Consider the following 15,074-nt stretch of genomic DNA (forward strand, 5'->3'; position numbering starts at 1 on the left):
CGGCACGGCCTCAGCCCCGCTCCACGAAGGGCGGCGGATCGAAGACGGAAACTTCGGGCAGGGGGGCGTCGAAACCTTCGACCTCGACCAGGCAGGAATGCGCGGAGGGGCCCTGGCCCAGCTTCGAGGTGCCCCGGTCGGCGGTCAGCACGTTGGGGTTGCCCTGCCGGTCAAGCGGCCCGCCATTGCTGGAGGCGCCGACCGGCTCCGGGTCGAACCAGGCACCGGTGGCCAGCTGCACGACGCCCCGCAGCAGCCCCTCCTCCAGTGCGAGCGAGGCCAGGCAGGCGCCCCGATCATTGAAGACTCGCACGATATCGCCCTCGGCCAGCCCGCGTTCAGCGGCATCTTGGGGATGCATCCGCATCACCTCGCGGCCCTGCCGCTTGGCCGCGCGCGAGGTGCCGGTGTGGTCGTACTGGCTGTGCAGCTTGGTTTTCGGCTGGTTCGACATCAGGTGCAGCGGGAAGCGGCGCGCGGCCTCGGCCCCCAGCCATTCCTGCGGCGGCAGCCAGCTCGGGTGCGGGGGGCAGTCGTCGTAGCCGAAGCCCTCGATCTTCTCGGAATACAGCTGGATCTTGCCCGAAGGGGTGGTCAGCCTGGCCGCCACCGGATCCTCGCGGAAGGCCTTCAGCAGATCGGCCTCGCGCGCTTCGGGCACCTCGGGCAGCATCATCAGATCGCCGGTCCAGAAGTCGTCGAAGGCGGGCAGGGTGACACCGGCGGCAGCGGCGGTCCTGGTGCCCTGGGCATAGAGGTGACGCAGCCAGCCTTCCACGTCGCGCCCCTCGGTGAAGGGCTCGGCGGCGCCAAGGCGCTCGGCCAGGGCGGTGAAGATCGCGAAATCGTCGCGGGCCTCGGCATGGGGGGCGCTGATCGCATGCGAGGGCGACAGGAAGCGGTCGTTCGAGGAAAACGCGATGTCGTTGCGCTCAAGCTGGGTGGTCGCCGGGAAGACGATATCGCCGTGGCGCGCCAACGCGTTCCAGAAGTGATCATGGACGATGATCGTCTCGGGGCGCTGCCAGGCGTCGCGCAGGCGGTTCAGGTCCTGGTGATGGTGGAACGGGTTGCCGCCGGCCCAGTAGACCAGCTTCAGATCCGGATAGGTCCGGTCCTCTCCGTCGAAGGTGTAGGGGGCGCCGGGATGCAGCAGCGCATCGGCGATGCGGGCGACGGGGATGTAGTCCTTCACCGGGTTGACCCGCTGCGGCAGCGCCGGGAAGGCGAAGGCGGCCTTGGGGTTGCCGATGCCGTTGACCGAGGCATAGCCGAAGCCGAAGCCGCCGCCGGGCAGGCCGATCTGGCCCAGCATCGCCGCAAGGGCAATCGCCATCCAGTAGGGCTGTTCACCGCCATCGGCGCGTTGCAGCGACCAGGCCATCATCAGGAAACTGCGGGTGCCGGCCATGTCGCGGGCCAGATCGCGGATCGTCTGCGCCGGCACGCCGGTGATTTCGGCGGCCCATTCGGGGGTCTTCGCGGTGCCGTCGGAGGCGCCGGTGACATAGGCCTCCAGCCGGTCGGCGCCATGGGTGTGGCTGGCCAGGAAGGCGCGGTCCGCGCGCCCCGTCGCCAGCAGCTCATGCGCCATCCCGAGCATCAGCGCGGTATCGGTGTTCGGGCGCAGCGGGATCCATTCGACCCCCTCGACGATGGTGTCATCGCGGATCGGAGAGACCGAGATCATTCGCGCGCCCCGCTCGCGCAGCGCGGCCAGGTTCTCGTTCACGATATGGCGGGCGATGCCGCCCGATCCGACCTGGGCGTTGCGCGCGGGCACGCCGCCGAACATCACCAGCGTCTCGGTCTGCTCGGCGATGCGCGGCCAGGAGGTATGGTGCGTCGACAGGCCCCGGCGGGTGCCGATGACATGGGGCAGGATCATGTCGGCGGCGGCATAGCTGTAGTTCTGAACCGAACGGGTATAGCCGCCGATGCAGTTCAGAAAGCGGTGGATCTGGCTTTGCGCATGGTGGAACCGCCCGGCCGAGCCCCAGCCGTAGGAGCCGCCGTAGATCGCGCCGTTGCCGTAGCTTTGGCGCACCCGGTCCAGCTCGGAGGCGGCAAGGTCCAGTGCCTCGTCCCAGGGCAGTTCCACGAAGGGTTCATAGCCGCGGCCCGCGCCCTCGGTCTCGATCCGACCGGCTTCGCGCGCCGCCAGGAAAGAGGCGCGCACGGCGGGGCGGCAGATCCGCGCCGGGGCATCCAGCGCCGCGATCATCCCCTCGGCCAGCGGCGAGGGGTCGGGGTCGATGCCCACCGGGTCCAGCCGCACGGGCCGGCCCTTTTCCATGACAGCGTTGTAGCTGCCCCAGTGGGTAACGATGCGCGGCTGTTTCGGCTGGTCCAGCATGACGGGTCCCGGAGGTCAGAATGGTGTTGATCGCGACAGAATATATCTGCCCGTGCAATTGCAAGGCCCGGCGGTGGCTGCCCCGGCGCAAAGGCGTCTTCACGGGCCAGCGGCCTGTCGATCCGTTCATCATCGGGGAAGGGTGAGAGGATTGCGGCGACCCCAGGGAGGAGGAGAGGGGCCGCCGCCAATTTCCGGGTCTCAGGGAGGAGGAGGAGACCCAGGAAACTCTCCGGCGCTTCTCAGCGCCACAAGAAAGATATAGCGGATGCTGCGGTGCAGAACAATCGCATTGGCGGCAGATCCGCCATGCTGTCAGCGCATGGCGGGTTAACAGAGCCATGCATCAGACGGGTTCGCATTTCCCGCGCCAGGGCTTAGGAAGGGCGGGCCGGGATGCGCCGGCATGGGAAGGAACCTGGGATGAGCGATCTGTTCGACGCGGCCCCCCGCGAGGGGCATGAACCGCTGGCCTCCGTGCTGCGGCCCAAGACGCTGGATGACGTGATCGGGCAAAGCGCCATCGTGCGGCCCGGTTCGATCCTGCGGCGGCGGATCGCGGCGGGCGCGCTTGGCAGCATCATCCTTTACGGCCCGCCGGGGGTCGGCAAGACCTCGATCGCGCGGGCGGTGGGCAACATGCTGGGCAAGGAATTCTGCCAGCTTCATGCCACCCGCGCCACCGTGGCCGAGCTGAGGAAGCTTTCCGACGAGGCGCGCATCCGCCCGCTGCTGATCTTCGTGGACGAGATCCACCGCTTTTCCTCGACCCAGGCCGACGACCTGCTGGCGATCTGCGAGAACGGCACCGCCGATTTCATCGGCGCCACCACCGGCAATCCCTACCACGCGCTGACGCCCGCGCTGGTGTCGCGCTCGACCATCCTGCAGCTTGAGCCGATCACGCTGGAGGAGATGGAGGAGGTGGTGCGCCGGGGCCTTGCGCATCTTCAGGGGCAGGGGATCGGCGTCACCATGACGCCCGAGCAGATCCGGCTGATCGCCGGGCGCTCCGGAGGCGACGCGCGCCGGGCGCTGACAACGCTGGAAAGCCTGGCAGTCGGCCATGACGGCCCGGTCGAGATCACCGAGGAGATGCTGGAAGAGGCCTATGCCTCGGCGGCGGTGAACCATGACCGTTCCGGGGATCAGCATTACGACATCGTCTCGGCCTTTGTGAAGTCGATGCGCGGTTCGGATGCCGATGCGACGCTCTACTGGCTGGCGCGGATGATCCATGCCGGCGAGGATCCCCGCTATATCGCGCGCCGCATCATGATCCATGCATCGGAGGACGTCGGGCTGGCCGACAATACCGCGCTGCAAACGGCGGTGGCCGCCGCCACGGCGGTCGAGAAGATCGGCTATCCGGAGGCGCGCATCATCCTGGCCCATGCGGCGCTGCATGTGGCGCGGGCGCCGAAATCCAATTCCGCCTGCCGGGGCATCGGGCTGGCGCTGTCGGCAGTGACGCAGGAGCGCCCGGCGCTGGTGCCCAAGCACCTGCGCGATGCCCATTACAAGGGCGCCGAGGCGCTTGGCCACAAGGGCTATCGCTTCCCCCACGACGACCCGCGCGGCTGGGTCGAACAGGATTACGTCACGGGCCTTGAGCCGGGCCGCTTCTACCAGAGCGACGCCCGCGATGCCGGCACGTTCGAGAAACGCGCCGACAGTTTCTGGGAACAGGTGCACGGTCAGCCCGCACCGCGCCGCTTTCCGAAGGACTAGGCGGCGGGCGGGATGATGCGGCGCGCGCGCAGCTCGTCGAAGGCGCCCAGAAACATCGCCTCGGTGTCGATGAAATCGTGGAAGCCGAGGCGCCGCGCCTTGCTGCCATCGGCGAAGAAGTCGTAATCCCAGCCGAAGACCGCATCGGCGAACCCCCAGGACGAGACCCGGGCATAGTCGGGTTCCGCCAGGCCATGGCGGGCCACCAGATCGGCCCAGAGCGGCGCCTTGTCGGCCATGATCGTCGCCAGGGTCATGGGCAGCGGCGGCGCGACCTCCAGGTCGAAGGCGCGGGCGATCTTCGGCCACATCTCTGACCAGCGGAACAGGTCGCCATTGGTGATGTTGAAGGCCTGGTTGGCGCAGGCGGGTTCGGTCGCGGCCCAGACGGTGGCCCGGGCCAGCAGATCGGCATCGGTCATTTCCAGCAGGCTGTGATAGGCGCCGGGCCGACCGGGAAAGCGCAGCGGCAGCCCGAGCGCCTTCGACATCGTGGCATAGACGGCAATCGCCATGGTCAGGTTCATCGGATTGCCCAGGCCAAAGCCCACCACGACCGAGGGGCGCAGCGCCGACCAGGACCAGCGCTTGCCTTGCTGGCGCCGTTCCAGGAACTGCTGCTGGTCGATGTTGAATTCGGGGGGCATGTGGTGGGCGTCGCTTTCCCGCGCCGGTGTCTTGAAGGGGCCCAGATGGGCGCCGTAGACCTTGTAGCCCTGCATCAGGCTGACATGTTCCAGCGCGGGCGCCACCGGTTCGATGGCGTCGATCACATGGGTCAGCATGGCCAGATTGGGCGGCACCAGGTCGGCCCAGCCGGGCCGGTCCTGATAGGCGGCGTAGAAGACATGGGTTACCCCGTGCAGCCCCGACAGCTTGCGCCGGGTGTCTTCGGCATCCAGCAGGTCCGCCCGGATGTAGCGCAGGCGCGCGCCGGGCACGCCGCCGCGGCGCGACACGCCGATGACCTCCCAGTCCTCCAGGGTCTGAAGATGGCGGATCAGGTTGCCCCCGATCACCCCGTTCGCGCCGATCACCAGCGCCACCTTGTTCGTTCGTGCCATTGCAGCTTCCGTTTCCGTTGAAAGTCCTGCGGCAACAGTTCACCTATCAGAGAGACGCTGAGTAGTTGGGTCATTCTTCTAACATCCATAAGAAGGGACGGTGAATTCCATGGACATGCTGAACGTGATGACCACTTTCGTCCGGGTCGCGCAGGCCGGCAGCCTCTCGGCGGCGGGGCGCGATCTGGGGCTGTCGCAATCGGCGGTCAGCCAGCAGATCGCGGCGCTGGAACGGCATCTGGACGCTCGGCTGCTGCGCAGGACCACCCGCCAGATGACCCTGACGGAGGCCGGAGAGGCCTTCTTTCAGCGGGCCCGGCGCATTCTGGAGGCGGTGGCAGAGGCGCGCGAGGCCGCCTCGGGGCAGTCCGGGGCCTTGCGGGGGCCGTTGCGCATCCATGCGCCGGTCGGCCTGGGGCAGGCGCAGATTGCCGAAGCCGCGATCTCGTTCCAGAAGCACCACCCGGAGGTGGTGCCCGAGCTGATCCTGGACGACCGGATCGCCGATCTGACCGCCGAGGGGATCGACGTGGCTATCCGGTTCGGCAGCCTGCCCGCCTCCAGCCTTGTGGCGCGGCGGCTGGGGACTCTGACCCGGGTTCTGGTGGCGGCGCCGTCCTATCTGGCGCGGCATGGGGTTCCGGCGGATATCGGAGAGCTTGGCCGGCACCGTCAGGTGCGTTTCAACGGCGCGCCGGGCGGCGACATGATCCCTCTGCTGGGGCCGCAGGGCCTGGTGGAGGTGCCGGTGCCGACGGTGTTCAAGGCCAACAATGCCCATGCGCTGAACCTTGCGCTGATCGCCGGGCTGGGGCTGGGGGGCGCGCAGATGCCGCTGGTGCGCAGGGCGCTGGCAGAGGGGCGTCTGGTGCGGGTGTTGCCCGGGGTCGCCTATCCGGCGCTGGAGGTCCATGCGCTTTTCCCGGATGCGGGCTACAGGCCGGCGCGGGTGCAGGCCTTCGTCGATCACCTTCGGGCCGAGACGCATTTGCTTTGGGCGGCGGCGCCGGAAGAGGCCGATCCCCGGGTTGCCCCGGCCCAAGCTGTTCGACCAGACCCTGATCCTGTCCGACAACGGCGCCGGGGCGGAGAACCGCCCACCCGCGACGGCTGAGCCTGCCGAAACCATCAAAAGGATCGGGGCCGGCGGCCCCCGCTCCGTCAGGGCGGCAAGACGTGGCGCCGGGTGGCATGCGCTTCCCTCTGGTCGTTGGCGGGCCACGCCGCAGCAGGGGGCACGGCAAGGGGAGTTGTCATCAGCCTGGCGTCGACCCTGGTCAGATCGCCGGATGGACGCTCCTCCGGTCGGAGCCTGCGCGCCGTGGGGCAGTCGTCCGGCGCCCCGCGCGCCAGGGGACCGGGAGGCCTGACTGAGCGGTCGGGCGCAACGGCTGGAGGGCGATCTTCGGGCCAGAGAAGTGCGCCGACCTCCGGCACGATCCCCCGCGAGTTCTTCGCAAACTGCGTCGCGCATGGGAAAGGCGGGCGGTCCGATCACCTCGGGTGGGGATTGGGGCGGTTGTTTGATGTCGGAATGGCGCCCAGTCGCTGCTTCATGTCTGCCAGGGCGCGGTGCATCCCTTGGCGGGTGGCCCGCTTGCCCCGATGACCTGGCCACCGGCTGGCGCGGGGGGCGCCCGGCCCGTGACCGACCGCGCCCAGGCGCCCGTCTTGCAGGTGATGGGCGACGGATGGCGCCGCATGGATTGAACGCCCCAAGAGGGCCGGGGAAGGGCTGCTGCCTTGGGCGGCGGGCAGGCCGGGGGGGAGTGTGGCAGCGCCCCCCGGGACGGGCGGCGCTGCCGGCGTTCCGCTCGGCGGGCTCAGGTCAGGCGGATGGTGGTGCCCCAGTCGTCCTCGAAGACGGCGGGGGGGGCGGGGGTGCGCCGGGCCAGCGCCACGAAGTCGAGCCCGGTACGGCGGGGCGAACGCCGTCCCGCCCCCGCGCTCAGCCATTCGTTGACCGCGATGTGGTGATGGTAATGGCCCGTCGACAGGAACACCGCCGAGGCCCGGGCGCGCACGGCATCGAAGCCCATCCGGTCCTGCCACCAGCGCGCCGCGCTTTGGGCGGCGCCGACCTTGAGGTGGACATGGCCGACCCGCGTGCCGGCCGGAGCGCCGTTCCAGACCGGCGGCATCAGCCCCAGAGAGCCCATGATCGCCGCGTAGTCCATCGCCTCCGTGCCCATCTCGACCTGGCCGTCGATCCAGGTCCAGCTGTCCTGGGGCCGGTCGGCATAGATCTCCACGCCGTTGCCTTCGGGGTCGGTCAGGTAGATCGCCTCGCTCACCAGATGGTCGGCAGTGCCGTCCACCGGCACGCCGCGATCCACTGCCATGGCGATCCAGCAGGCCAGGTCCTGGCGAGAGGGCAGCAGGAAGGCGGTGTGGAACAGCCCGGCTTCGGAAGGCGCGGCCAGCGCCAGCCCCTCCTGCTGGCGCAGCGCCAGCAGCGGGGTCCGCCCGGCGCCCATCCAGATCGTGTCGCCGTCCCGCGACAGTTCGCGCAGGCCGACCGCGGCGGCGTACCAGCGCGCCAGCACTTCGGCATTCCGGGCCCGCAGGCCGACGGTGCCGACATGGACCGGTGCCGCCATCGGCAGGGAATTGGCGGCGGCCGCCCCCTGCGGAAGGGCCGAGGCCAGCGCAACCGCGCCCGCCCCGGCCAGAAGGGTGCGCCGCTGCATCACAGCTCGCGCTTCAGCAGCCGGTCGAGGGCGAAGCGCCCGCCGCCGTTGGCGACGAAGTAGATCGTCACGGCGGACCAGATCAGCGACAGTTCGGCGCCCTTGTAGCCCTGGCCCAGAAGGCTCCAGTGGAACAGCACCGTGGTCAGCAGGATGACGGTGACGCCGGCGGCGGCAAAGCGGGTCGCAAGGCCCAGCAGCAGCAGCAGGCCGCCGCCGAACTCGGTAACGGACAGGGCCACGGACCAGGCCCAGGCCGGGGCAAAGCCGATGCCCGCGACCATGTCGGTGGCGCCGAGCGGGTTGGTGATCTTGGGCCAGCCGTGCATCATCAGGGCGGCGCCGCACATCACGCGCATCCAGAGCTGGGCCAGCGGTGCGGCCACGGCATAGACCGGGGCAAGCGCGGGGATGAGCAGGGCGGGACGGTTGGTTTGGGTGGTCATGATCTTCGATCTCCATCGAATGCGGTCGCCCTCAGGGCGCCGCGGAAAGGGGGGACGCGCAGGCGTCCGGATTGTCGGAGAGGAAGATCAGGCCCGTGGCGGGCGGCGGTCCGGCTGGATCGTGCGGCCTTGCACAGTGTTGGCGGGATCCGGGAACGTGAGGGCCATCGGCAGGATCCGGAGATCCGGCTGCGGACCGGCTTCGGGCAGGGTGTAGGCGACACAGCCTGCGGGGGGCTCTGCCCGGGGTGTCATGCCGGGGGCATGGCAGACCTCGGGGGCGTGGACCTGGGACGCGCAGCCGCCCGATGCCTTCACCTGCAGCGGCAGGGCGAAGGGCAGCGCCAGAAGCGCGAGGGTCAGAAGGACGGTCAGGTAACGCAAGAGGGTCGATCCGGAACTACCCCTCCGTGCTGCCAGTGCGGGCGTCGGCGGGCAAGCCCTCGCCTTGTGCGTTCACGCACACGTTATCGCGCGTCGGGGCAGGGCAGGGCGGGGCACCGGCAGGTATGGCGCCGGCGCCCCGCGCAGGTTCAGCGGGGCAGCAGCGCGCCGGGGTTCATCAGCCCCTCGGGGTCGAAGGCCAGGCGCAGGCGCTGCATCATCTCGATCTTCAGCGGGTCGACCAGCCTTGCCATCTCGGAGGTCAGCTTGCGCCCGATGCCATGCTCGGCCGAGAAGCTGCCGCCGAAACGCGCGGCGACGTCGTGGATCGCCTCCTCGACCTCGATCTCCTTGGCCTCGGCATCGGGAAAGCGGGCCCAGGCCTCGAAGGGGAACATCACGATGTAATGCACGTTGCCGTCGGCCATGTGGCACACGATGCAGCGCTCGGCCTCGGGGAAGCGTTCGGCGGTGACGGCATCGGCGGCGGCGATGAAACCCGGGATGGCCGAGGGCCGCACCGAGGTGTCCAGCACCACGCCGATGCCGTTCAGCTTGTTCGCCTCGGTCACCGAATGGCGGAAATGCCAGATCTCGGCGCCCTGCTTCTCGTTCTGGGCGATGATTGCATCGCGGACCAGCCCGTCCTCGAAGATCCCGGCCAGCACCTCTTCCAGCTGTCCGCTCAGGGCGCTGTCGCTGCCGTTGCCGGCGATCTCGACCATCAGCGAATAGGCCGGGGCGGTGTCGAAGGGCAGCCGGTTGCCGGGGACATGGGCCAGCACGTAAAGCGCCTCGTTGCGGTCGATCAGTTCCAGCGCCTCGACGGTGGTGCCGAAGGCGGCGCGGATGCGGGCGCCGGCCTCCAGTGCCGCCTCGGGGGTGTCGAGTGCCAGCCAGGCATGGGCGCGCGCATTCATCCGGGGGTGCAGGCGCAGCACGGCGCCGGTCACCAGGCCCAGCGTGCCCTCGGCGCCGCAGAAAAGCTGCGACAGGGGATAGCCGGTGTTGTCCTTGCGCAGCCCCTTCATGTCCGAGAACACCTGCCCATCGGCCAGAACCACTTCGACCCCGGCCACCAGATCGCGCATCGCGCCATAGCGGAACACCGCCGTGCCGCCCGCATTGGTGGAGATCAGGCCGCCGATCTGGGCCGTGCCCTCGGCACCCAGGTGCAGCGGGAACTGCAGCCCGAGCGCCTCGGCGGCGGCGTGGACCTCGGTCAGGGTCATGCCGGCATCGACGCTCAGCAGGCCCGAGCCCGCATCCGCCTCGCGCATCCGGTTCAGCCGGCGCAGCGCGATGACGACGCCCCTGCGCGGCACCGCGCCGTAACACAGCCCGGTGTTGCCGCCCTGGGGAAAGACCGGCAGGCCCGCCCCGGTCACCGCGCGCACGGTGGCGGCGGCTTCCTCGACCGTGGCGGGCAGGGCCACGGCCAGGGCCGTGCCGGTGCGCCGGTCGCGGAAATCGGTGACGAAGGGGGCGATCTCGGAGGGCTCGGTCAGCAGGCCGCGCGGCCCGAGGATCCCCAGAAGCGTCGAAAGAAGTGCGTCGGACATGCTGTGCGTTCCGCCTCAGGCCAGTTCGGTTTCCAGCGGCAGGTCGGGCAGCACCGCGCTCAGCATCGCCATGGTTTCCGCCGAGGGTTCGGTCAGGGGCAGGCGCACGCCGCCCATGTCGTGACCGGCCATCTTCATGATCTGCTTCAGCGGACCGGGGTTGGTCTCACGGTAGATGGCGGCCAGCGCGGCGTCGACCCGGTACTGCATCTCCAGCGCGCCGCGCAGATCGCCGGAACGGGCCTTGCGGAAGACCTCCAGCCAGAAGGTCGGGAACAGCGAGGCCGAGGCCAGCACGCCCCCCGTCGCCCCGGCAGCGACATGGGTGGCAAACAGCGGCTCCTCGCCCGAGAGCACGGCCAGCTTGTCGCCGACCTCGCGCAGCACGGCCAGGAAGGTGGGCATGTCGTAGCTGGAATACTTCATGCCGATGATGGAGCCGTCTTCGGCCATGCCGGCATAGGTTTCGGCGGTCAGGGCGGCATTGGTGCGGCGCGGGATCTCGTAGGCCATCAGCGGCACGTCGATCGCCTCGCGGTAGCGGGCGAAATAGGCGCGCATCCCCTCCTGGGGACCGACGGCGTAGAACGGGGTCACCAGCATCAGGCCGGCAGCACCTGCGGCGGTGAAATCGCGCCCCGCCTCCAGCGCGTCGCCGTAGCCGGTGGCCAGCACGCCGGGCAGCACCGGTTTGCCCCCGGCGGCCTCGACGCAGGCCGAGACGATGCCGGCGCGTTCGCCGCGGGTCAGCGTCGGGTATTCCCCGGTGCCGCCGATCGGCACGATGCCGGAGGCCCCGGCGGCGATCTGGCGCCCGACCAGCGCCTGCAGCGCCGGGTAGTCCACGGCACCGTCGGCGTCGAAGGGGGTCACGATGGCGGTGAACAGGCCTTCGAGGGAGGATTTGTCGATAGTCATGGGTATTGTCCTTGACGGAGTTCAGGAGGGGGAGGGGTCAGTGGAAGCCGAACAGTTTCGGCAGCGTCAGAGAGATCGCCGGCACGTAGGTGACCAGCAGCAGCACCACGAGGTTCGACAGCAGGAAGGGGATGCTGGCGCGCACGATGGCGGCAAGCGACACCCCCGAGATCGAGGAGCCGAGATAGAGCGCCAGCCCGTAGGGCGGTGTCATCAGACCGATCATCACGTTCATCACCATGATCACGCCGAAATGCACCGGATCGACGCCCATGGAGGCCAGCAGCGGCGTGAACAGCGGCGCAAAGAGCAGCAGCTGCACCGAGTCGCCGATCCACAGCCCGTTGATCAGGAAGAAGAGGTTCAGCGCCAGCAGCAGGGCCCAGGGCGCCAGGTCGTAATGCGTCACCAGCTCCTGAAGCTGCACCGGCAGCCGTTCGTTGGCCAGGATCCACGAGATGATCGTGGCGAAGCCGACGATCAGGTAGACCGAGGCCGAGGTCCGCGCCGAGCGGTCCAGGATTTCCCACAGCTTCTTCAGGGTCAGGGTGCGGTAGGCGCAGAACCCCACCAGCATCGCGTAGATCACCGCGACGGAGGCGGCCTCGGTGGCGGTGAAGATGCCCGAGATGATCCCGCCGATGATGATCAGCGGCATGAAGATCGCGAAGAAGGCGTTGTAGAAGATGCCGAGCGCCTTGGCGAAGGTCAGGTTCCTGATCGGGTTGGCGTTGTAGCCGTGCTTGCGGGCCAGCACGAAGACGACCGCCATCTGGCCGAGGCCCAGCATCAGGCCGGGCACCGCGCCCGCCAGGAACAGCGCCGCGACCGAGGTGTTGGTCAGCGCCGAGAAGATGATCAGCGGGATCGAGGGCGGGATGATCGGCCCCTGGATCGCCGAGCTGACGGTGAGCGCGGCCGAGAAGTCCTTGCGGTAGCCGTCCTTCTCCATCATCTCGATCTCGACCGGACCGAGGGCGGAGATATCGGCCAGCGCCGATCCCGAGACGCCCGAGAACATCATGGATCCCACGACGTTCACATAGGCCAGGCCGCCGCGCAGCCTTCCGACCATCAGCCGGGACAGGTTGACCAGCCGGTCCGTCATGCCCACCGCGCTCATGATCTCTCCGGCGACGATGAACAGCGGGATCGACAGCCAGATGAAGACGTCCATCCCGGTGAAGAACTTGTGGGCGTAGATGTCGAGCATGGCGGTCATGCCCGGCTTGACGAAGAAGTAGGCCAGGCCGGCAAAGCCGATGGCGAAGATGACCGGGCTGCCGAGGAACATCAGCAGCAGCAGGAGCCCGATGATGATGAGAAGGGGGTGATCCAAGATCAGATCTCCGCGTTGAGGATGGAGGGGTCTGCGCGCCGGGGGCCGCGCAGGATGTCCTGCAGGGCGGCCACCAGCATGTGGAACATCATCAGCCCCGCGCCGACCGGCACGGCGAGGTAGATCCAGTAGAAGGAGATCCCCAGCGTCACCGCCTGGCGGCGGGCACCGAACAGCGCGTTCTCGTATCCCTTCCAGACCATCACCCCCAGCAGCATGGCCAGCAGGACCCGGAACAGAATGTTGCGCCACAGCAGCAGGCGTTCCGGCCAGAACCGGTCGAAGAAGTCGACCCGGACCAGCTGGTCATCCTTCACCAGCAGGCTGCCAGCCAGCATGACCACCCAGATCATCAGGTAGCGGGACATTTCCTCGGGCCAGGGCAGGGTGCTGCTGAAGCCGTAGCGCAGGACCACCTGCACGAAGAGGACAAGGGCGATGGCGATCAGGCAGAGCCGCGCCAGCACGGATGCCACGGCCCCGAGCAGGCCGGCGATGCGTTCGACGAAAATGAGCATGAGGTCTCCGGAAAGGGGGCGACCGGGACGCGGGCTGGGCCCGCGTCCCGGTGCGGTCTCACTGTGCCTGGGCTTCGGCGACGGCGGCCTTCAGCTCGTCGATGACGTCCTCGCCGACCTTCTCGGCCAGCAGGTCGGCAACAGGCTTCTGGGCGGCATCGACGAATTGCTGGAACTCGGCCGGGGTCGGCTGGTAGATTTCCACGCCGGCCTTGCGCATCTGCGCCAGGTCCTGGCTTTCCTTGGCGGTGATTACCCCCAGCATGGCGAAGGTGGCTTCCTCGTTGGCGGCCTTGAAGGCGGCCTTGTCCTCGTCCGACAGAGACTGCCAGTAATCCTCGTTGATGGTGATCAGCACCATGTTCACCAGGTGGTGGTCCAGCGTGTAGTACTTCTGCACTTCCTGGAGGTTCGCCATCAGCATCGTGTAGGGCGCGTTTTCCTGGCCATCGACGACGCCGGTCTGCAGGGCGCTGTAAAGTTCGCTCCAGGCGATGGGCGTCGGCGAGGCGCCAAGGGATTCAACCATCTTGACGTGGATCGGCACCTGCTGGGTGCGGATCTTCATGCCCTTCATGTCCTCGGGCGTCTTGATCTGCTTGGTCGAGGACGAGAAGTTGCGGAAGGCGGTGGGCAGGTAGGACAGGATGCGGATGCCCGACTGCTCGGCGATCTGGTCGGCCAGTTTCTGGCCGAAGGGACCGTTCATCACCTTGCGCGCCACGGCGAGCGAGGGGAAGCTGTAGGGCAGTTCCAGCACCGAGGCGACCGGCGCATAGGCCGCGAGGTGCCCGGCCCCGAGGCCGCCCACCATCTGCAGCGAACCGCGGGCGTTCTGCTCGGCCAGGGATTCCAGGTCGCCCAGCTGGCCGTTGGGGAAGACCTGGACCTCGTACTTGCCGGCGGTCGCGGTTTCCAGCGCGTTCGAGAAGACCTCCGTATAGGTCCAGTAGGGGTTCTTGAGCAGGTCCCCTTCGCCGTCGACATGGGCGAAACGCACCACGTCGGCTTGTGCCAAGACCGGCAGGGCGGACAGGAGAAGGGCGGCGACGGCGCGGCGGCCGAACGTGGAAAGCTTTGTCATTCTGGGTCCTGTTGGTCATTTTTGTTGGTTCACGGCGCTGCGTGCGGCCCGTGACTGGGGCCAAGCTTTCCGAAGAATCCCCTATCGTCAATTCTTTTATCGTATCCGATATTTTTCCCTCATCCTGTTCCGGACCGCAGTCGGCGAAGCGATGAACCTGCAAAACAAAGGTGAAATTTCGGCGGTACAGGCGCTTTCGCGCGCTGCGGCATCGCAACGTCTTGTAGATTTTATCGCATAGTGGAATGTTGGCATGATCCGTAAAAACCGCCGCTCGCGGCGGGGATGTCGCAAATTTAAGCAAACCTGTCAGGAGCAGCAGATGGCCGGGGCCAATTCAGCACTTATCAGCCAGTCGGAGCTTTTCGCGCCCGCCCGCACGACAGTCTCCACGGACGATGTCGCTGATCGAATCGTCGCGATCCGAAAGGCCCGCGGGCTGACGCTTCAGGACTGTGCCAAGATCACCGGCGTCTCGACCTCGGCTTTGTCGAAGATCGAGCGGCGCGACCTGTCGCCGACCCTGACGACGCTGCAGAAGATCGCCTCGGGTCTGGAGATCGACCTCGCCGAGCTGTTGTCCTCGAGCCGGCCCAACGTGCCCTCGCAGGGGCGCCGGGCGGTGTCGCGGGCGGCGGATCAGTCCAGCACCCGGGAACTGCTGTCGCGCACCTGCGAGAACATCCTGCTGTGCAACGACCTGCGCGACAAGCGCATGGTGCCGGCGCGCACCCGGGTCACCGCGCGCAGCACCGACGAATATCCCGACTGGCCCAGCTCTGACGCCGAGATCTTCGTCTTCGTGCTTTCGGGGCGGATGCAGCTGCACACCCGGATCTACGAGCCGCTGGAGCTGGGGCCGGGGGATTCCGTCTACTACGACGCCAGCGGAGAGCATTGCTGGACCTCGGTCGGCCCCGAGGATGCCGAGGTGCTCTGGCTGGTGACGCCCTGAGGAAGGGCGCCCGGGGGGATCGCTCCG

General features: G+C 68.3%; 14 protein-coding genes. 4 read left to right on the forward strand and 10 right to left on the reverse strand.

All coding sequences use genetic code 11. The features are described from left to right. Nucleotides 1-10 precede the first annotated feature (10 nt). Nucleotides 11-2,356, reverse strand: a complete 2,346-nt coding sequence (locus tag KM176_RS11065; protein WP_160895991.1) for a molybdopterin-dependent oxidoreductase — start codon at nt 2,354-2,356, stop codon at nt 11-13. Nucleotides 2,357-2,779: 423 nt separating this feature from the next. Here KM176_RS11065 and KM176_RS11070 point away from each other — a divergent pair, with 423 nt between their 5' ends. Continuing rightward, nucleotides 2,780-4,087, forward strand: coding sequence for a replication-associated recombination protein A (locus KM176_RS11070; RefSeq protein WP_160895990.1), 1,308 nt, complete (start codon nt 2,780-2,782; stop codon nt 4,085-4,087). Here the strand turns inward: KM176_RS11070 and KM176_RS11075 are convergent. Beyond that, entirely contained in the window at nt 4,084-5,151 is a 1,068-nt protein-coding gene (locus KM176_RS11075; RefSeq protein WP_160895989.1) for an SDR family oxidoreductase, read from the reverse strand. The genes KM176_RS11070 and KM176_RS11075 overlap by 4 nt on opposite strands. Nucleotides 5,152-5,260: 109 nt before the next feature. On the opposite strand from KM176_RS11075, the gene KM176_RS11080 reads away from it, so the two are divergent. After that, nucleotides 5,261-6,265 (forward strand): LysR family transcriptional regulator, encoded by a 1,005-nt coding sequence (locus KM176_RS11080; RefSeq protein WP_160895988.1) that lies wholly within the window; start codon nt 5,261-5,263, stop codon nt 6,263-6,265. 709 nt (nt 6,266-6,974) lie between these two features. Here the strand turns inward: KM176_RS11080 and KM176_RS11085 are convergent. The 8 genes from KM176_RS11085 to KM176_RS11120 all read right to left on the reverse strand — a co-directional run bounded on the left by KM176_RS11085 (nt 6,975) and on the right by KM176_RS11120 (nt 14,092). After that, nucleotides 6,975-7,841 (reverse strand): VOC family protein, encoded by an 867-nt coding sequence (locus KM176_RS11085; RefSeq protein ID WP_160895987.1) that lies wholly within the window; start codon nt 7,839-7,841, stop codon nt 6,975-6,977. Next, nucleotides 7,841-8,287, reverse strand: a complete 447-nt coding sequence (locus KM176_RS11090) for a DoxX family protein (RefSeq protein ID WP_160895986.1) — start codon at nt 8,285-8,287, stop codon at nt 7,841-7,843. Before KM176_RS11090 ends, KM176_RS11085 begins: the two co-directional genes overlap by 1 nt. Nucleotides 8,288-8,374: 87 nt before the next feature. Further along, nucleotides 8,375-8,671: a hypothetical protein gene (locus tag KM176_RS11095; RefSeq protein WP_160895985.1), complete on the reverse strand. Its 297-nt coding sequence runs from the start codon at nt 8,669-8,671 to the stop codon at nt 8,375-8,377. Nucleotides 8,672-8,820: 149 nt separating this feature from the next. Beyond that, on the reverse strand, nt 8,821-10,233 hold the full coding sequence (locus KM176_RS11100; protein ID WP_160895984.1) for an FAD-binding oxidoreductase: 1,413 nt from the start codon (nt 10,231-10,233) through the stop codon (nt 8,821-8,823). Between the two features lie 15 nt (nt 10,234-10,248). Further along, complete coding sequence (locus tag KM176_RS11105; RefSeq protein WP_160895983.1) at nt 10,249-11,151, reverse strand: dihydrodipicolinate synthase family protein; 903 nt, start codon at nt 11,149-11,151, stop codon at nt 10,249-10,251. A gap of 37 nt (nt 11,152-11,188) precedes the next feature. After that, a complete protein-coding gene (locus tag KM176_RS11110; protein ID WP_160895982.1) occupies nt 11,189-12,490 on the reverse strand; it encodes a TRAP transporter large permease in 1,302 nt (433 codons plus the stop codon). Nucleotides 12,491-12,492: 2 nt separating this feature from the next. Beyond that, nucleotides 12,493-13,008: a TRAP transporter small permease gene (locus tag KM176_RS11115; RefSeq protein ID WP_160895981.1), complete on the reverse strand. Its 516-nt coding sequence runs from the start codon at nt 13,006-13,008 to the stop codon at nt 12,493-12,495. A gap of 58 nt (nt 13,009-13,066) precedes the next feature. Continuing rightward, entirely contained in the window at nt 13,067-14,092 is a 1,026-nt protein-coding gene (locus tag KM176_RS11120) for a TRAP transporter substrate-binding protein (RefSeq protein ID WP_160895980.1), read from the reverse strand. On the opposite strand from KM176_RS11120, the gene KM176_RS11125 reads away from it, so the two are divergent. Both KM176_RS11125 and KM176_RS11130 read left to right on the forward strand, forming a co-directional pair. Further along, nucleotides 14,076-14,333: a hypothetical protein gene (locus KM176_RS11125; protein ID WP_160895979.1), complete on the forward strand. Its 258-nt coding sequence runs from the start codon at nt 14,076-14,078 to the stop codon at nt 14,331-14,333. The two genes, KM176_RS11120 and KM176_RS11125, sit on opposite strands and share 17 nt — an antisense overlap. 81 nt (nt 14,334-14,414) lie before the next feature. Then, nucleotides 14,415-15,047: a helix-turn-helix domain-containing protein gene (locus tag KM176_RS11130; protein ID WP_160895978.1), complete on the forward strand. Its 633-nt coding sequence runs from the start codon at nt 14,415-14,417 to the stop codon at nt 15,045-15,047. Nucleotides 15,048-15,074 lie beyond the last annotated feature (27 nt).

It is taken from the genome of Pseudooceanicola endophyticus (assembly GCF_018760365.1).
GTDB classification, from domain to species: domain Bacteria; phylum Pseudomonadota; class Alphaproteobacteria; order Rhodobacterales; family Rhodobacteraceae; genus Pseudooceanicola; species Pseudooceanicola endophyticus.